At 68.1% G+C, this 15,675-nt stretch carries 19 protein-coding genes and 1 pseudogene; 13 read left to right on the forward strand and 7 right to left on the reverse strand.

Annotated features, from left to right (window positions below):
• Nucleotides 1-105: 105 nt before the first annotated feature.
• From V6S02_RS12010 to V6S02_RS12025, 4 genes are all read left to right on the forward strand, one after another.
• Nucleotides 106-798 (forward strand): alpha/beta hydrolase, encoded by a 693-nt coding sequence (locus V6S02_RS12010; protein WP_336401046.1) that lies wholly within the window; start codon nt 106-108, stop codon nt 796-798.
• 198 nt (nt 799-996) lie between these two features.
• Nucleotides 997-1,377 (forward strand): nitroreductase family deazaflavin-dependent oxidoreductase, encoded by a 381-nt coding sequence (locus V6S02_RS12015; RefSeq protein ID WP_336401047.1) that lies wholly within the window; start codon nt 997-999, stop codon nt 1,375-1,377.
• Between the two features lie 609 nt (nt 1,378-1,986).
• Nucleotides 1,987-2,397, forward strand: a complete 411-nt coding sequence (locus tag V6S02_RS12020) for a hypothetical protein (RefSeq protein ID WP_336401048.1) — start codon at nt 1,987-1,989, stop codon at nt 2,395-2,397.
• 118 nt (nt 2,398-2,515) lie between these two features.
• On the forward strand, nt 2,516-2,794 hold the full coding sequence (locus tag V6S02_RS12025) for a hypothetical protein (protein ID WP_336401049.1): 279 nt from the start codon (nt 2,516-2,518) through the stop codon (nt 2,792-2,794).
• A gap of 217 nt (nt 2,795-3,011) precedes the next feature.
• Here the strand turns inward: V6S02_RS12025 and V6S02_RS12030 are convergent, their stop codons facing one another.
• Genes V6S02_RS12030 through V6S02_RS12040 form a run of 3 tightly spaced genes read right to left on the reverse strand, consistent with a single transcriptional unit; the run spans nt 3,012 to nt 5,089 of the window.
• On the reverse strand, nt 3,012-3,539 hold the full coding sequence (locus tag V6S02_RS12030; protein WP_336401050.1) for a hypothetical protein: 528 nt from the start codon (nt 3,537-3,539) through the stop codon (nt 3,012-3,014).
• A gap of 57 nt (nt 3,540-3,596) precedes the next feature.
• Complete coding sequence (locus tag V6S02_RS12035) at nt 3,597-4,166, reverse strand: DapH/DapD/GlmU-related protein (RefSeq protein WP_336401051.1); 570 nt, start codon at nt 4,164-4,166, stop codon at nt 3,597-3,599.
• A gap of 38 nt (nt 4,167-4,204) precedes the next feature.
• Nucleotides 4,205-5,089, reverse strand: a complete 885-nt coding sequence (locus V6S02_RS12040) for a helix-turn-helix domain-containing protein (protein ID WP_336401052.1) — start codon at nt 5,087-5,089, stop codon at nt 4,205-4,207.
• 157 nt (nt 5,090-5,246) lie between these two features.
• On the opposite strand from V6S02_RS12040, the pseudogene V6S02_RS12045 reads away from it, so the two are divergent.
• The 9 genes and pseudogenes from V6S02_RS12045 to V6S02_RS12085 all read left to right on the forward strand — a co-directional run bounded on the left by V6S02_RS12045 (nt 5,247) and on the right by V6S02_RS12085 (nt 11,799).
• A pseudogene (locus V6S02_RS12045) lies at nt 5,247-6,271 on the forward strand (zinc-dependent alcohol dehydrogenase family protein).
• A 32-nt stretch (nt 6,272-6,303) separates the two neighbouring features.
• Nucleotides 6,304-6,699, forward strand: coding sequence for a (R)-mandelonitrile lyase (locus V6S02_RS12050; RefSeq protein ID WP_336401054.1), 396 nt, complete (start codon nt 6,304-6,306; stop codon nt 6,697-6,699).
• Between the two features lie 132 nt (nt 6,700-6,831).
• Nucleotides 6,832-7,293 carry a hypothetical protein gene (locus tag V6S02_RS12055; protein WP_336401055.1) on the forward strand — a complete coding sequence of 154 codons (462 nt, stop codon included), beginning with the start codon at nt 6,832-6,834 and terminating at the stop codon, nt 7,291-7,293.
• 185 nt (nt 7,294-7,478) lie between these two features.
• Nucleotides 7,479-8,468, forward strand: coding sequence for an intradiol ring-cleavage dioxygenase (locus V6S02_RS12060; RefSeq protein WP_336401056.1), 990 nt, complete (start codon nt 7,479-7,481; stop codon nt 8,466-8,468).
• A gap of 58 nt (nt 8,469-8,526) precedes the next feature.
• On the forward strand, nt 8,527-8,793 hold the full coding sequence (gene tatA, locus V6S02_RS12065) for a twin-arginine translocase TatA/TatE family subunit (protein WP_336401057.1): 267 nt from the start codon (nt 8,527-8,529) through the stop codon (nt 8,791-8,793).
• Complete coding sequence (gene tatC / locus V6S02_RS12070) at nt 8,790-9,584, forward strand: twin-arginine translocase subunit TatC (protein ID WP_336401058.1); 795 nt, start codon at nt 8,790-8,792, stop codon at nt 9,582-9,584. Before tatA ends, tatC begins: the two co-directional genes overlap by 4 nt.
• A 23-nt stretch (nt 9,585-9,607) precedes the next feature.
• On the forward strand, nt 9,608-10,162 hold the full coding sequence (locus tag V6S02_RS12075; RefSeq protein WP_336401059.1) for a twin-arginine translocase TatA/TatE family subunit: 555 nt from the start codon (nt 9,608-9,610) through the stop codon (nt 10,160-10,162).
• Nucleotides 10,163-10,360: 198 nt separating this feature from the next.
• Entirely contained in the window at nt 10,361-10,744 is a 384-nt protein-coding gene (locus V6S02_RS12080; protein WP_124292116.1) for a YciI family protein, read from the forward strand.
• A complete protein-coding gene (locus tag V6S02_RS12085) occupies nt 10,741-11,799 on the forward strand; it encodes an RNA polymerase sigma factor (protein ID WP_336401060.1) in 1,059 nt (352 codons plus the stop codon). Before V6S02_RS12080 ends, V6S02_RS12085 begins: the two co-directional genes overlap by 4 nt.
• A 253-nt stretch (nt 11,800-12,052) precedes the next feature.
• On the opposite strand, the gene V6S02_RS12090 is transcribed toward V6S02_RS12085, so the two are convergent.
• From V6S02_RS12090 to V6S02_RS12105, 4 genes are read right to left on the reverse strand one after another with little or no spacing between them, the layout of a single operon-like run.
• Nucleotides 12,053-12,853, reverse strand: a complete 801-nt coding sequence (locus V6S02_RS12090; RefSeq protein WP_141935976.1) for an ABC transporter permease — start codon at nt 12,851-12,853, stop codon at nt 12,053-12,055.
• Nucleotides 12,850-13,659: an ABC transporter permease gene (locus V6S02_RS12095; RefSeq protein WP_336401061.1), complete on the reverse strand. Its 810-nt coding sequence runs from the start codon at nt 13,657-13,659 to the stop codon at nt 12,850-12,852. The genes V6S02_RS12090 and V6S02_RS12095 overlap by 4 nt, the downstream gene beginning before the upstream one ends.
• Nucleotides 13,659-14,516, reverse strand: coding sequence for an ABC transporter ATP-binding protein (locus V6S02_RS12100; protein WP_336401062.1), 858 nt, complete (start codon nt 14,514-14,516; stop codon nt 13,659-13,661). The genes V6S02_RS12095 and V6S02_RS12100 overlap by 1 nt, the downstream gene beginning before the upstream one ends.
• An 18-nt stretch (nt 14,517-14,534) precedes the next feature.
• The gene (locus V6S02_RS12105) at nt 14,535-15,656 is read right to left on the reverse strand and encodes an ABC transporter substrate-binding protein (RefSeq protein WP_336401063.1); all 1,122 of its coding nucleotides are present in this window, start codon (nt 15,654-15,656) and stop codon (nt 14,535-14,537) included.
• Nucleotides 15,657-15,675: the final 19 nt, after the last annotated feature.

A 15,675-nucleotide genomic window follows, 5' to 3' on the forward strand; every position in this document is an offset into this window, starting at 1 on the left:
CTATCGATCTCACGCAGGCGATGCCCGCGCAGCGGTCTGGGCAGGGACCGATCCGGAGTCGGCCAGCTCTGCAGCGGGAGGATCGTCGGCCACTAGCATCGATCGATGAGCAAGAATGCGGTCATCATGCATGGCACGGGCGGCAATCCGGACGTGCTCTGGTACCCGTGGCTGGATCGGCAGCTGACCGCGCGCGGCTATCAGGTGGAACGCCCGTACTACCCGAGTCTGAACGTCGAGCCGATCTCCACGTTCCTGCCGAAGGTGCTCGACGGTCGTCTGTTCGACGCGGACACCGTGCTGGTGGGCCACTCCGGCGGCGCCGCACTTCTACTCGCAGTGCTGGAGCACCTGCAGGCTCCGGTGGCTCAAACGATCCTGGTCGCGGGCTACGCGACCAGACCCAACAACTCCGACGAGCCGGTGCTGCAGGATGTCTACGACTGGGACCGGATCCGCGCAAACGGCGGAGAGATGTACTTCATCAACTCGATCACCGACCCGTACGGGTGCGATGCCACGCAAGGCCGGCTGATGTTCGACAACCTCGGCGGCACCCAGATCGTGCGCGACGAAGGCCACTTCGGCGACTTCAACCAGCCCTACGACACCTTCGAACTCATCGATCGGTTGATCGTGCCGATGCAGTCCGAGCGCAACGACGCTGAGCCACACATACCTTTCGCCGGGGAAGCGGGCGTTCCGGAGATCGAGGTCGACGAGAACGTCGCGCCGCGACCTGAGGAAGAGGTCGCGGACGTCGCCCGCGCGGATGTGCAATCCCGACCAGGTGGCTGAGCGATCTCGGCCGGGCGATGTGAAGGCCGGTGAACAGCCCTGCGGGCTCACCTGCCCCCGGTGACGCGGAGGTCGGCGCCGGAGGTGAATGCGGCGGCCGGGTCGGCCTAGCCAAAGATTCGCGGCACCAAGCTCCGCGCGCGGAGAGTTTCACCGATCGCTTGGAATGTCTGCAGCAGCGAGATTGCTTCAACAGGTGTGAACAACGACGTCATCGAGGCCCTGCACCGAAGTCAGATCATCGACCTGACGACGACCGGTCGCCGTAGCGGTCTGCCGCGCCGCATCGAGATCTTCCTCCACGACGAGGACGGCGTGCTGTTCATCACCGGGATGCCCCGTCGAGACCGCACCAGGGACTGGATACGCAATATCACCGCAGACCCCGATGTCATCGTGCATCTGAAGCAGGGAATCGAGGTCGACATTCCTGCCAGGGCACGCGTGATCACCGATCCACACGAAGCACGGCCGCTCATCGAGGCCGCCGCACGACGCTGGCGCAGAGACGATGTCGAGGAAATGATCGCGCACAGCCCGCTCATCGTGCTGACTGTCGCTCCTTCGCCCCCCGCCTGACGGAGCTCCAGGCCGCTTGACGCGATCCTCGGCGCAAAGGGGCCGAGAGTTCCCGCGGATGTTCAGGGCGATCTGCAGTAGGGACCAGCCCACGGGATACACGTCATGTCGCGGTCAGGATTGGGTCGGGTCGGCCGAATGGGCCCAACGATATTGACCCGGCGGTTCGACAACTGTTCCGTCAGGGACTTCCCATGGCCGTCTGCGAGGCCACCCGCGAGGGACTTCACCGGTCGTATGGCGATGCAGTAGGCCGCCGCTCCGCGACTCGATGCGCAGGTAGCGCTCCGCGGACACAACAGCCACTGCGCCGAACACACCCAGCACCAGCGTCAGGAGCATCTGCCACCACGGTGGCCGAACATCGTGAATCATCGTGACCTCGAAGCGTGACCTGTCCAAGACCTCCCAACCGTCTCGCTCACGTCTCTTGACTTCAGCGTCAAGGGCTACTCGTCGACGGGCCCCGTCGTACACATCTCCCTTATCGCTCACCCGCTGAGTATGGATTCCGTCCCATCCCACCTGCAAGGAAGGCGCGCACCGCAGTCCTTCCGCGCACTCCTCGCCAATAGATGACGCGATCGGGGCTGGCGCGATACTGATGTGATGCATGGTCGCTCCGGGCAGCGCACCCAGGCGTGGCGTACCAACGTTTCGGTCTATGCCCTGCTGCTTGGTAGTGTGCTCATCGTTGTCGGTATCGCCGGAGCGCTCATGCCGTTGGCGAGCAGAGACGCTTCAGCATGCGTGCACAACATCACGCCGCCAGCTGAATTCGTGGCGAAGTATCAAGAGGGCATCACCGCGACGGGCGAGACAGTCTCCGTGCTGCCTTTCGGCGCACAGTGCTCCTACGTCGCGACCTCCACCGGCGAAACGCCGCTCTCTATCGTTCGGCTGTGGCCGACTATTGCGGTGCTCGGTGGGCTTGTTGGAATCGCTTCGGGTGTTGCAGGCTTGAGGGTGTCGTCCCGGGCACGCATCCGCTCCGCCATTGAGATGAATCAGCGCCGTTGAGGCTGCCAGCCGCGCGAGGTACCCGAGCCTCACGCATTGAGCGCACGGACGCGAATCCGCTCTCGAGCCTTCGTTCTGCATCGAAGCCCGAACCGCGACCGTCTGTATCGTGGGCGGCATGCGTCGAATGCCGGTCGGCCTCGTGATCGCCGCAATCATCGCAGGAGTGCTCGTGCTCGGTGGCGTCATCTTGTACATCACGGGGAGCTCTGCTGGCACAGCGTCATTCGGGTGGTTCGCCTACCAGCCGATTTCCGGCGCGGCCTTCTTCCCCAGTTCGCTCGTGGTGTTGACGCCGCTCACCGCGACCGGAGCCGCGATCGCGATCGCGGGTCTCATCGGGTTCGGCGTCATCGCGGGATTCATCTTGGGCCGACGACACCCGACCGGCCGCTAGCAGATCCTTTCAGCGCAGCCACCGAGCGAGTGAAGTCAGCTCGGGCACAAGCCTTTCGACCTGCTCGCTACCTCCGCATCGAGTCGGGCTGCACTGGGCTCACCTCTGTCCGGCAATCGCGTCTGAGGCGAGCAGATATCGCGCTGTCCTGGAAGCCCCTTCGCACGCGTGCGTCGATTGGAAGCGATCGGCCTGCCTCGAGAGTTGCGCGCCGAGGCTACCCGCGCCCGGGCACCTTCGCCTTCACGATCGGGATCGGCCACTGCGTGACATCCAGTTCAACGAACGCCTGCTGGTAGTCGGTGATCTCGGCCGTAGGCACGCGCCCCACGACACGGCCAAGCCAGGGGTTGTTCGTGAGACCGGGTAGCGCGGCGACCCGTGCGTCCGACTCCGGCGGGCCGCCGTAGGCGAGATCAGCCTCGCCCGAGTCGAAGGCTCGAGGTTCGCGGATCCGGTCTCGATCCGGGCCGAAGAACTCGACGCTGAACGGCCCCTCACCCGCGTACCAGCAGTACGCGTCCACCCGCCGAAGGCGGGTCATCGACGCATGCTCGACAGTGATGCGGCGGTTCTCGTCGACGAGCTCGGCAACCCAGGGCAGGTCGGCGATGTGCTCGGCGCTCGGGAGAAGAAGGACGGGTTCGCGATCCCACATCAGGCGTGAGCGGAGTGACACCGCGAACTCCGTGTCGCGAACCGTCGCGAGGAGGTGTGACCCCCACATGCCTGCGCGCGTGTCCATATCCACAACCCTGACACAGCCATCAGCTCGTTGACGCGTGCACTGTGGCGCGGGCGTTCAGCCTGTGACGGCGCGAACGGCTCGTGCGGGGGAGCCGACGACGACGGTGTCGGCGGGGACGTCTTTGGTGACGACGGCTGCGGCGGCGACCACGGCGTTGTCGCCGATCGTGACGCCGGGCAGGATGGTCGCGTTGGCGCCAATCCAGACGTTGCGTCCGATGCGGATCGGTGCGGGGTGGAGGTCTGCGCGACGGGATGGTTCCAGGTCATGGTTGAGGGTGGCGAGGACGGTGTTGTGGCCGATGAGGCAGTCGTCGCCGATCGTGATGCCGCCCTGATCCTGGAACTTGCACCCGGAGTTGATGAAGACCCGCTTGCCGATGGTGATGTTCTTGCCGAAGTCGGCGTGGAACGGCGGGAAGACGGTGACGGACTCGTCGACAGCCCCGCCGACCAGCTCGGCGATCAATTCTCGAACCCGTGCGGGCGGGTGGTACCCGCCGTTGAGCTCGCCCGTGACCCGGAGCGCGTCCTGGCTGGTCTCGTGCATGACGTGGTGCAAGGGCGAGTTCCCGGTGATCGTGTGTCCGGCGTTGAGCGCGTCGAGCAGTTCGGTGAGTGTCATGTGTTGCTCCGGGAGGATGCGGTGGAACGCGGTACGCGCTAGGCGGGCGTGGCTGTGTTGTCGGCGGGGTGCTGGGCAGCCCATGACGCGAGCAGTCGGAGCCGTTCCGCTGAGGGTGATCCGGGCTCGGCGGTATAGACCATGAGGATGAGTCCCGGTTCGGCGGTGATGGCGAGTTCTTCGTAGGACAGGACGAGTTCGCCGACGACGGGGTGATGGAAGCGCTTGGTGCCGGTGCCGTGGGTGCGTACGTCGTGTGCGCCCCACAGGGTGCGGAACGTGTCGCTCCGGGTGCACAGCTCGCCGACGAGGTCTTGCAGCCCGCGGTCGTGGGGGTCGCGTCCGGCCTCGGCGCGCATGATGGCGACGCACATCTGGGCGAAGAGGTCCCAATCGGGGTAGAACGTGCGGGATGCCGGGTCGAGGAACTGGAACCTGGCGAGGTTCGGTGTCCTGCCGCCATCGCCGATGACGGGTGAGTAGAACGCGCGGCCGAGACTGTTGGTGGCCAGGAGATCCTGGCGCGAGTCGCGGACGAACGCGATGCCATCGGTGATGGCCTCGAGCGCCCATCGCAGGCTCGGTCGAGACGCGGACTGCTTCGGTGCCTTGCGCCGGTGACGGCCGGAGAGCGGGATGCCGTCCGCCGCCCTCGCGAGGTCGACGAGGTGTGCACGCTCGGTGTCGTCTAGCTGCAGCGCCCGGCTGATCGCATCGAGGACGGACGCCGAAGCACCGGCTATGTCGCCGCGTTCCAGCTTCGCGTAGTACTCCACGCTCACTCCGGCGATCATCGCCACCTCGGTGCGGCGCAGTCCCGGCACCTTCCGAATGCCGACGCCCGCTGGCAGGCCGGCCGCTTCGGGGGTGACGCGCGCACGGCGGGTGGTGAGGAACTCCCGCACCTCGGCCCTGTTGTCCATGTCGTCGAGCGTAAGTCGCCCGGCGCGAGGTGTGGGGTGCACTGTCCGTACACCTTTCACCAGGCACTCCCCGTCGCGGCCGACATCGCGTTCCCTGAGATGGTGCCTGGCGGCGGGACCTGCCGGCACGCCAAGATTCCTCAGTCAGGAGAACGCGATGCGTGGAGTGATTTGTACGGCCCGAAGGATGTGCGGGTCGAAGAGCGCGAGATGCCGGAGATCGAGCGGGCGACGGATGCCGTCATCCGCGTCACGGCGACCTGCATCTGCGGCTCCGACCTATGGCCGTATCGGGGACTCGAGCCGCTGCACCAGACCCCGCAGCCCATGGGGCACGAATACATCGGGATCGTCGAAAAGATCGGCCACGAGGTGAAGAACGTCAAGCCCGGTGATTACGTCGTCGGTTCCTTCGTCGCCTCAGACAACACGTGCGAGATCTGCCGCGCCGGCTATCAGTCGCGCTGCGTGCACCAAGTGATGATGGGGGCGATCGGCACGCAGGCCGATTACGCGCTCATCCCACTCGCCGACGGCACCCTCGTACCCACGCCGGGCGAGCCGAGCGCCGAGCTGGTGCCGTCCCTGCTGGCGGCATCCGATGTGCTCGGCACAGGATGGTTCGCCGCCGTCGCCGCTCAAGCGGGCCCAGGCAAAACGATCGCCGTCGTCGGCGACGGCGCGGTCGGCCTCCTCGGCGTCCTGGCCGCGAGGCAGCTGGGAGCGGAGCGGGTCATCGCGATGTCACGGCACACCGACCGGCAGGCGCTGGCGCGCCTGTTCGGCGCGACCGACATCGTCGAGGAACGAGGCGACGAAGGCGTCGCGAAGATCAGGGAACTTACGAACGGTCTCGGCGCGCACGGCGTCATCGAGGCGGTCGGCACCCAGGAGGCGATGGAACAGGCGATCCGCGCCACCCGTCCCGGCGGACATGTCGGCTTCGTCGGCGTCTCGCACGACGTGTCGCTCGACGGGCTCGAGCTGTTCTTCTCCAGCGTGAACCTCCACGGAGGCCCCGCCCCCGTACGGCGCTTCTTGCCGGAGCTCATCCAGCTGATCTGGGATGGGCAGATCACCCCCGGCGATGTCTTCGACCTGACGCTGCCGATCGAGCAGGCCGCGGACGGGTACGCAGCGATGGACGAACGCCGCGCCACCAAGGTGCTGCTCACCCTCTGACTGCACGACCACGACCGACGGAAGGAGCCATCATGCGCATGACCCGCCACGCGACCGCCAACAACCCGCCCGAGTGGTTCACCGGAGAGGTCTGGCTCGACCCTGTCGCCGCGCCATCGGCTCCGGGACAACAGGCGAACGCCGCCATCGTCCGATTCGCGCCCAGCGCCCGCACCGCGTGGCACTCGCATCCGGGAGGCCAGACGCTTCACATCCTCGAAGGAGTCGCCCTGGTGCAGTCGCGGGGCGGCGCCGTCAGCGAGGTGTCCGCAGGAAACACCGTCCTATGCCCTCCCGGCGAGGAGCACTGGCACGGAGCCGCACCCCACAGCTTCATGAGCCACCTCGCCGTCTGGGACACCCTGCCCGGACAACCCAGCGCGATCTGGGGTGATCACGTCACCGACAGCGAGTACGCCGCTCGGTAACCAACCGCTCGACAGGAGCGCAGCAAGTCCCTGCGGCTGGCGCAGTCACGGGCTTGGCTTCCATACGGTGCGCGATCGAGGTTTGGCTCCGGGCCAGAGGTCGAGGAGTACTTCACACAGCAGACGCGTGCGATGATCGCGACCATGTCCGCAACACCAAGAGCCCTGAAGGCGTGGAAGCTTGCGGCGATCGCAGCGGCCGTGATCGCTGCCGGACTTGTCCTCGTCGGCGGCTGGTGGCTTGGCCGAACCCTATTCGATTCGCAGCGGACGCTCACCCTCGACTACTTGATGGAGAGCGAGCCTGACGCTGCCGATCCGACCACTGACCCTCAGAACGTCACCTCCTCGGTCTGCGGGGGACCAATCCCGTGCGTTGAGGCCTGGGACACGGCCGAGGCGCTCTACGTCCGGTTCGAATCCCGAGCGGCAGCCGAGGAGCACGAGAGCACAGTTTCTGACGGGTTCCGGTCGAACTACATCGTCATGGACTTCACCGGCAAGACAAGCGTGACCAAGAGCCAGCAGTTGTGGGCGATGCAGCATCTGGCCGGCATGTGGCAGGACTACGAAGGCGATTTCCCAGACCGCTGACAGCGTCGCTCGCCGTCGGGTCGATCGCCGCGAGGGTTGGCAGCAAGGTTGCCCGACCGTCATCCCCTTCTTCGTTGCGCACGCAGACGATCGCCTGGCCACATAGGAAGAGCAAAGGTACGTCCAACGTCGCGCTAATTCGGGCCCTCCAGTGTTGCTGCAACACAACGACAGAGGAGGACGCCGTGAGCAATACCCCCGAACCTGACGACACCCCGCAGGGCCCGACCTACGAGGGGCGTGTTCTGCCGCGTCCGGAGGACGAGGTCGTCGACCAAGGCGCCGGATTCGATGTTGCGACCATGGTCAGCCGTCGACGGGTGTTGACCCTGGTCGGACTCGGCGTCGGCGCGGCCACGCTTGCCGCATGCGCGGCGACCACCGATTCACCCACCAGCGCGACGTCGACCGCCACGACAGACTCCACGGCGACCGAGGCGACTAACTCGACGACCACGACGACGGCGGCAGGCGAGATCCCCGAGGAGACCAACGGCCCCTATCCGGCGGACGGCTCGAACGGCGTGAACGTGCTCGAGGAGTCGGGCATCGTCCGCAGCGACATCCGGTCCAGTCTCGACGGCGGTACGACCGCCGAAGGCGTGCCCCTGACCTTCACGTTCTCGGTGACCGACATCGCCGGCGGCGACGTGCCGTTCGAGGGTGCCGCGGTCTACGTGTGGCACTGCGACGCGCAGGGGCTGTACTCGATGTACTCCGAGGGGGTCGAGGACGAGACGTTCCTCCGCGGCATCCAGGTCGTCGACGCCCGCGGCGAGGCCACGTTCCAGACGATCGTGCCGGGCTGCTACGCCGGCCGCTGGACGCACATCCACTTCGAGGTGTACCCCGACATCGCATCAGCGACCGATGTCGCGAACGTCATCGCCACATCCCAGGTGGCGTTCCCCGAGGAGATGCTCAACGCCGTCTACCAACTCGACGCCTACTCCGGCTCGGCCCAAAACCTGGCGCAGATCGGAGGCCTTGCGAACGACAACGTCTTCAGCGACGGCACCGAGCTGCAGATGGGGACGTTCAGCGGCGACACCTCGTCCGGCTATGTCGGCACCCTCGCCGTCGGAGTGGACACCGACACCGCCCCCGGCGTCAGCGCCGGCGCCGGCGGGGCCGGTGGCGGTCAGCCGCCGTCCGGCGGGGGCCCTGGCAACTGACCCCCTGGCAATTGACTACCTGGCAACTGACCACTGGACACATGAGAAAGGAACTCCCATGCTGCAGAACCTCACGGGCTGGCACGCCCTCGTCATCCTCGCCGTCATCGTGCTGATCTTCGGAGCCGCGAAACTCCCGGCGCTCGCGCGGAGCGTCGGTCAGTCGATGCGGATCCTGAAAGACGAAGTCCGCGAAAACGCCGACGATACCCCCGCCCAGCCGGGCGTCGCGTCGGTTGCGGCATCGGTTCCGATCGACCCGGCGCGCGCTCCCGCTCCCGCCGTACCGACGACGGCAGGCGCCGGAGGAGTGCGCCCGTCATGACCGCCGCGACCGTCGCCCGAGGCGACATGCCCCTCGGATCGCATGTGCGCGAAGCCCGTCGGCGTGCCGTCCGGGCGGCGGTGGCGCTCACGATCGGCGTGATCGCCGGATTCATCTTCTCGGACCAGGTCATCGAGGTGCTCCGCGCCCCGATCGAGGTCCTCGCCGAGTCGCGCGACGCGAGCCTCAACTACGACTCTGTGACCGGAGCGTTCGAGCTCAAGCTGAAGATCGCCCTGTTCGCAGGAGTCGTGCTGTCGAGCCCGGTCTGGATCTTCGAGCTGTTCGGATTCGTCTCGCCCGGCCTCACACGCCGTGAACGTCGGCTCACGGTCGGGTTCTCCTTCGCCGCGCTCGCGCTGTTCGCCACCGGAAGCGTGACGGGGTTCATCCTGTTCCCGCACATGGTGGAGCTGCTGGCGAGCTTCGCGTCGGCCGAAGACAGCACGATCCTCAGTGCCGCGTACTACGTCGACTTCGTGATGAAGATCGTGGTGGCCACCAGCATCGCCTTCACCCTGCCGGTGTTCATGGTGCTGCTCAACGCGCTCGGACTGGTGTCAGCCCGCACGCTCCTGCGCAGCTGGCGGCTCATCGTGGTCGCGATCGTCGTCTTCAGCGCCCTGGTCACCCCCTCGGCCGATGTGCTGTCGATGTTCCTCATCGCCGTGCCGATGGCGGCGCTCTTCGCCGGCGCGCTCCTCGTCACTCATCTTCACGACCGCCGCGCCACCCGCCGCGCGAGCGCCGCCCGCCTTCCCGACCCCGTCGCCACGCCCGCGGGTGTCTGAGGCGCCCGACCCAAGGAGACCCCGTGTTCGGCCTGACCTTCGAGAAGCTCTTCGTCGTCGCCGTCCTCGCCGCGCTGATTATCGGACCGCACCGCTTGCCGCACCTCGCCCGCCGGGCGGGAGAGATAGTGAGAGGACTGCGCGCCTTCGTCGAGAGCACGCGCACCCAGGCGGAGAGCGACCTGGGGGTTCCCCTCGACCGTGCTCGCTGGGAGACCATGGATCTTCGCCAATACGACCCCCGGCGGATCCTGCGCGAAGCTCTCGAGGGTGCCCCGCCGCGCAGGACCGGCGCGGAGCTTTCGGCGCAGACGGCCGTCGACCCCGTCTTCCCCAGCGTCGACCACGAGCCGGACGCCAGCCCGGATGTCGACGCCGCGTCGCCTGCCGCGCCGCGGCTGGCCCTCCCGAGCGCGACCGGGCGCGGACGGAAGTACGTCGTCTCAGGCTCGGCGGCGCATCCCCGCCGCATCCTGGTTCCGGCATCAACAGAGGAGGATGCCGCGCCTGCGCCGGCCGCCGGGATGACCGGAAGCGCGGAGGAGACGGGTTCGGAGGTCGCGCGCGCGGTCACCTGACGGAAGCGACAGGCTCCCCACATCCACACCGACCCCCGCTGTCGAAACCGACCGCGGCGCAGCGGGTTTCGACAGTGCAGGTCGGTCTCGGGGGTGGAGGCCGACGGGTAGGTGATTCCGCACGGAGGAGTGTCGATCGGCGACGCGTTCGATCGTCACCCCAGTGACGCCGACTCCGGCGCACGAAAGGATGACATCATGCGATACGCACTGCTCTTGCACTACCCCGAGATGACCGCGGACGAGCTCGGCGCCGAGGCGCTGGCCGAAGGGATGCGAGCCTTCGACGACTACGCGAAGGCTCTCGATGCGGCGGGTGTTCTCATCAGTGCCGAGGTGCTGCAGCCGTCCAGCCTCACCACAACAGTCACGGCGGCGAACGGTGCACTCCAGGTGCAGGACGGCCCCTTCGCCGACACGAAGGAACAGTTGGGAGGCACGTTCGTCATCCAGGTCGACAACCTCGACGACGCCATCGCCTGGGCGGGTCGCGCGCCGTCCGCGCAGTACGGCTCTGTCGAGGTGCGCCCGTCGGGCACCTATTTCGCCGACGGTGCGTGGCAGGCGTTCGACTACCGATGACCGCGGAGAGTGACGCCAGGGCCGTCGCCGAGCGCACGGCGCGGGTGTCATACGGACGCGTCCTGGCGGTGGTGGCGTCGAACACACGCGACGTCGCGCTCGCCGAGGACGCCCTGGGCGATGCTTTCGAGCGAGCCTTGCGGCTCTGGCCCCGCGACGGCGTCCCTGCGAATCCGGAAGGGTGGGTGATCACCGTGGCGCGAAACCGACTGCGCGACGCGCTCGGCTCTGCGGCTCGGCGAACCTCTGCTGATCTCGACGACGGCCTGGCGGCCCTCGCCAACCCGGCGTCTGCCGATGCCCTCGACGAGCTGGAGCGGCTCGAGGGCATCCCCGACCGCCGACTGGAACTGCTCTTCGCGTGTGCGCATCCGGCGATCGATCCCGCCGCACGCACGCCCCTCATGCTGCAGACGGTGCTGGGGTTCGAGGCGTCGCAGATCGCCGCCGCCTTCGCGGTTCCGAGCGCGACGATGGCCCAGCGACTCGTGCGGGCGAAGCGTCGCATCCGCGGTGCCGGCATTCCGTTCCGCATCCCGCGCCGCGACGACATGCCCGCGCGTCTGCCCGCAGTGCTCGAAGCGATCTACGGCGCATATGCGATCGACTGGCTGAATCAGGGCGACGAGCCGCGCGAATCGCTCGCCGACGAGGCACGGTGGCTCGCGGTGCTCACCGCCGCGCTGCTGGGCGACGAACCTGAGGCGTGGGGTCTCGCCGCGCTGCTGACGTTCGCCCAGTCTCGCGCGGCGGCCCGCATCGGCGATCCCTGGCCGCCGCTCGACGAGCAGGACACCGCGCTGTGGGATCGCGCACTGATCGCCGAGGGCGACGCGCTCCTGCAGCGGGCGTCCGACCTCGGCCGCCCGCTGGGGCGCTTCCAGCTCGAAGCGGCCATCCAGGCGGTGCACTGCAACCGAGCCCGCACCGGAGAACTCGAGGTCGATACCCTCGTGCGGCTCTACCGCGGACTCGTCGCCATCGCCCCCACCGAAGGGGCACGCGCGGCCCTCGCCGCCGCCGAAGCACGGGCGGTGCCGCCCTCGCCTCGATGAGGCCTACCGAGACCGGGTCGCGAGCGACCCTTATGACTGCGCCGTATCGCCAGGCTCCCATGCGTCGAGCAGAGCGGACCCTCCGATGCCGACCGACGGCGACGCCGAAGTGCGGCCCGAGTTCCAGCTCTGATCCAGCGGCGCGCCCTCCGCGCGCCGAAACCCACCCGCGCCGTCGAAACCGACCGCGGCGCGGTGGGTTTCGGCAGCGGAGGTCGGTCTCGCGAGGCGGCGACTCTGCGCGCCCCGCGCGTCAGCGCGACCCGGTCGGCATGCCCATCCGCGCGAGCACGACGTTCTCGATCACCTGCACCACGTTGTAGAGCACGAGCGTGATGACGGTGATGAGCGCGACCGAGGCCCACAGCTCGTCGAAGCGCGCCGAGGCGCTGAACTTCTGGATCATCCCGCCGATGCCCTGACCCGTCGAGAGCCATTCGGCCAGCAGCGCTCCGGTCACCGCGCCCGGCACCGACACCCGCGCCGCCGCGAACAGCGACGGGAGGGCTCCCGGCACATTGACCTTCCGCAGCTGTGTCGCCCGCCCGCCGCCGTAGACGTGGACGAGGTCGAGGCTCTCCTTCGACGCGCGGCTCAGCCCGAACAGCACCGACGCGAGCGCGGGGAAGAGCACCACGATCGAGCCGATGACCGCCACCGAGGCAGGGGTGCCGCGCCCAGTGATGAGGATGATCACGGGCGCGATCGCCACGAGCGGCACGCTCCGCAGCAGCAGCGCGAGGGGCATGACCCCCATCTCGACCGAGCGCGACAGCGAGAACGCGATGGCGAGGACGACGGCGACGAGCATGCCGACGACGAAGCCCAGTGCGGCGTCGGAGAGGGTCTGCGCGAGGAGCGGGGCCATCTCGGCACGGTGCAGCGCAGCATCCTCATCCGTGAACAGGAACTGCCACACATCCACCGGACCCTTGGCGACGTACGGCGAGATCCCCGTGAGATTCACCACCGCCCACCACAGCGCGACGACGATGACGAGGGTGAGGAGGGCGTTGAGAAGCGACCGGCCGACGGCCCGCGCGGCGCCGGTCATGCCGCCACCGCCTTGCCCGAGACCCACGGCGTGACCGCGCGGGCGAGCAGTCCGACGACGGCGTAGCCGACGAGCGCGACGATCGCCGACAGCAGGAACACCGCCCACACGCGCGCGGAGTCGAGGTCGCCCTGCAGACGGATGAGGGTGATGCCGACGCCTCGGTCGGTGGCGCCCATGTACTCGCCGAGGATCGCGCCGAGGAAGGCGGAGGGCACCGCGATCTGCAGGGCGTTCAGGATGGCGGGAAGGGCGGCGATCAGCCGGACCTTGCGCAGCTGCATCCAGCGCGATCCGCCGTAGACGCGTACGACGTCGAGGCTCGAGCGGTCGGACGAGCGGAACCCGAGGAGCGCGCCGACGACGGTGGTGAAGAACACCGCGAGGGCGGCGAGGAAGATCGCCGTCGCGCTCGGGTCGCCCGCGCGCCGCGCGCCGCCGAGCACGACGATCGCGATGCCGCCGACGGCGACCACCGGCAGGCAGTAGCTCACGACCGCGATCTGCACCACGACGGTCTCGATCTGGGGGAGGAGCAGCACGGTCGAGGCGACGAGGAGCGCCAGCCCGTTGCCCCAGGCGTATCCGATGAGCGCCTCGGTGATCGTCACCTCGAAGACGCCGATGTAGGGGGCGAGGCCGTCGGTCCAGATGGTCTGGAACACGACGAACGGCGAGGGCACGGGGGTGAAGGTCGTGCCAGGCGGCGGCTGGAAGACGGTCGCCGAGAACAGCCACCACGCGGCGAGGAGCCCGGCGGCACCGATCAGCCCGGCGAGCCAGCCGGGGATGCGGCGGACGCGCATCAGGCTTCCGCCGCGGCGCGCCCGTCGGCCCCGAACAGCAATTCCGACGCGCGGTCGACGAGGGCGTGGAACTCGGGCGTGCGCTGCAGATCAGGCGTGCGCGGATGCGGCAGGTCGACGTCGATGATCTCCTTGATCCGCCCGGGACGCGGCGACATCACCGCGACGCGGTCGGAGAGGAAGATCGCCTCGGAGATTCCGTGGGTGACGAGGAGGGTCGTCGCGGGCTTCTCGGTCCAGATGCGCAGCAGCTCGAGGTTGAGGTTCTGGCGGGTCATGTCGTCGAGCGCGCCGAAGGGCTCGTCGAGGAGCAGCACCGAGGGTTTGAGCGCGAGGGCGCGGGCGATCGACACGCGTTGGCGCATGCCGCCGGAGAGCTGGGCGGGTTTGGCCTTCTCGAACCCGGTGAGGCCGACGAGGTTGATGAGCTCGTCGATGTAGGCCCTGTCGGCGCGGCGGCCGGCCACTTCGAAGACGAGTCGGATGTTGGCGTAGACGCTCCGCCAGGGGAGAAGCGCGTGGTCCTGGAAGGCGATCCCCAGCTCGCTGTCGCGGCGCAGCTGCGCGGGGGTCTTGCCGTCGACGCGGACGTCGCCGGTCGTCGGCGTCTCGAGGTCGGCGAGGATGCGCAGGATCGTCGACTTGCCGCATCCGGAGGGGCCGAGAAGCGCCAGGAACGAGCCCTTCTCGGTGTGCAGGTGCGTGTCCTGCAGGGCGGTCACGGTGCGGCCGCGACCGGTGTTGAAGGTCTTGGTCAGACCGTCGATGCTGATGCCGGTACCCCCGGCCGGCGCCGCCGACGGGGTGACCCCCGCCGACGGCGCCGCCGCGGCATCCGATGTTGTTGTATCGGTCATGATGGTGCGTCGCTCGGGCTACGGGAGGTAGTCGATGAGCTCGGGGTTCTCCTCGTAGATCTCGTCGATGATCGTGGTGTCGAACAGGTCGTCGACCGACACCTCCCAGCCGGCCGCGGCGAGCGAGGCCACGGTCTGCTCCTTGAGGGCGTCGGAGATGGTGAACAGGCCGTTCGCCTCGGTCTCCTCGGTGGAGATGAGGAGGTTCTGCGCCTCGATGCCGAGCGCGGTCTTCTCAGGGTCGAGCGCCCCGAAGACGGCCTCGAGCCCCTCCGACGACTCCGCGGCAGCCGCGTTGTAGTACTTCTCGACGAGGGTGACCGTGTCATCGACCGGCTGCTGGAAGACCTCGGTCCAGCCCTTGATCTCGGCGGTGAGGAACGCCTTCAGCAGGTCGGCGTTCTCGGCGAGGTACTGGTCGGTGACGGTGAAGGTCTCGGCGACGTAGGGCACGCCGTTCTCGGCGTAGGCGAGGTTGGTGACCTCGTAGCCGGCGAGCTCGACGGTCAGGGCCTCGTTGGTGAGGTAGGCCATGAAGCCGTCGACGTCGCCGTTCATCAGCGGGGTCGGGTCGAAGTCGACCGGGACGACGTTGACGTCGGCGGGGTCGATGTCGTTGGCGTTGAGGAGGGCGGCGAACACCGACGCGTTGGAGTCCTGCACGCCGATCGTCTTGCCGACGAGGTCTTCGGGGGTGGTGATGTTGCCGCCGTCGGCGAGGGAGAGGATCGTGAACGGGTTCTTCTGGAAGGTCGCGCCGATGATCTTCAGCGGAGCCTCCTCCTCGGCGATCGCGGCGCCCACCGACGCGGCGTCGCTGAGGGCGACCTGTACGGTGCCGGAGAGGAGCTTGGCGACACCGGTGTCGGGGCCTGAGATGCCGATCACCTCGTCGAAGCCCGCCTCGTCGTAGTAGCCGTTCTCGTAGGCGTAGAACTCGCCGGCGAACTCCTCGTTCTTGATCCACGAGTACTGGACGCTGATCTCGCCGAACGAGGCCTCTTCTCCGGGCTCGCCGCCGGCGGCCGCGGTGGTGGTGGCGGCGGAGGCGCATCCGGTGAGGACGAGGGCGGAGGCGAGGAACGCGGCGGCGCCGGCGGCGATACGGCCGCGGCGGCCCAGGGTGCTGTGTGTTGCCATCGGGTGTTGGCTCTTTCTT

The organism is Microbacterium sp. CCNWLW134, from assembly GCF_037083565.1.
Lineage (GTDB): Bacteria > Actinomycetota > Actinomycetes > Actinomycetales > Microbacteriaceae > Microbacterium.

What these genes read in the sequence shown, in the direction of transcription:
- V6S02_RS12080 (WP_124292116.1), top strand. Translation starts at nt 10,361, where the DNA reads ATGCGATACGCACTGCTCTTGCACTACCCCGAGATGACCGCGGACGAG.
- V6S02_RS12055 (WP_336401055.1), top strand. Translation starts at nt 6,832, where the DNA reads ATGATCGCGACCATGTCCGCAACACCAAGAGCCCTGAAGGCGTGGAAG.
- V6S02_RS12090 (WP_141935976.1), bottom strand. Translation starts at nt 12,853, where the DNA reads ATGACCGGCGCCGCGCGGGCCGTCGGCCGGTCGCTTCTCAACGCCCTC.
- V6S02_RS12035 (WP_336401051.1), bottom strand. Translation starts at nt 4,166, where the DNA reads ATGACACTCACCGAACTGCTCGACGCGCTCAACGCCGGACACACGATC.
- V6S02_RS12100 (WP_336401062.1), bottom strand. Translation starts at nt 14,516, where the DNA reads ATGACCGATACAACAACATCGGATGCCGCGGCGGCGCCGTCGGCGGGG.
- tatA (WP_336401057.1), top strand. Translation starts at nt 8,527, where the DNA reads ATGCTGCAGAACCTCACGGGCTGGCACGCCCTCGTCATCCTCGCCGTC.
- V6S02_RS12020 (WP_336401048.1), top strand. Translation starts at nt 1,987, where the DNA reads ATGCATGGTCGCTCCGGGCAGCGCACCCAGGCGTGGCGTACCAACGTT.
- V6S02_RS12025 (WP_336401049.1), top strand. Translation starts at nt 2,516, where the DNA reads ATGCGTCGAATGCCGGTCGGCCTCGTGATCGCCGCAATCATCGCAGGA.
- V6S02_RS12010 (WP_336401046.1), top strand. Translation starts at nt 106, where the DNA reads ATGAGCAAGAATGCGGTCATCATGCATGGCACGGGCGGCAATCCGGAC.
- V6S02_RS12085 (WP_336401060.1), top strand. Translation starts at nt 10,741, where the DNA reads ATGACCGCGGAGAGTGACGCCAGGGCCGTCGCCGAGCGCACGGCGCGG.
- tatC (WP_336401058.1), top strand. Translation starts at nt 8,790, where the DNA reads ATGACCGCCGCGACCGTCGCCCGAGGCGACATGCCCCTCGGATCGCAT.
- V6S02_RS12095 (WP_336401061.1), bottom strand. Translation starts at nt 13,659, where the DNA reads ATGCGCGTCCGCCGCATCCCCGGCTGGCTCGCCGGGCTGATCGGTGCC.
- V6S02_RS12040 (WP_336401052.1), bottom strand. Translation starts at nt 5,089, where the DNA reads ATGGACAACAGGGCCGAGGTGCGGGAGTTCCTCACCACCCGCCGTGCG.
- V6S02_RS12050 (WP_336401054.1), top strand. Translation starts at nt 6,304, where the DNA reads ATGCGCATGACCCGCCACGCGACCGCCAACAACCCGCCCGAGTGGTTC.
- V6S02_RS12105 (WP_336401063.1), bottom strand. Translation starts at nt 15,656, where the DNA reads ATGGCAACACACAGCACCCTGGGCCGCCGCGGCCGTATCGCCGCCGGC.
- V6S02_RS12030 (WP_336401050.1), bottom strand. Translation starts at nt 3,539, where the DNA reads ATGGACACGCGCGCAGGCATGTGGGGGTCACACCTCCTCGCGACGGTT.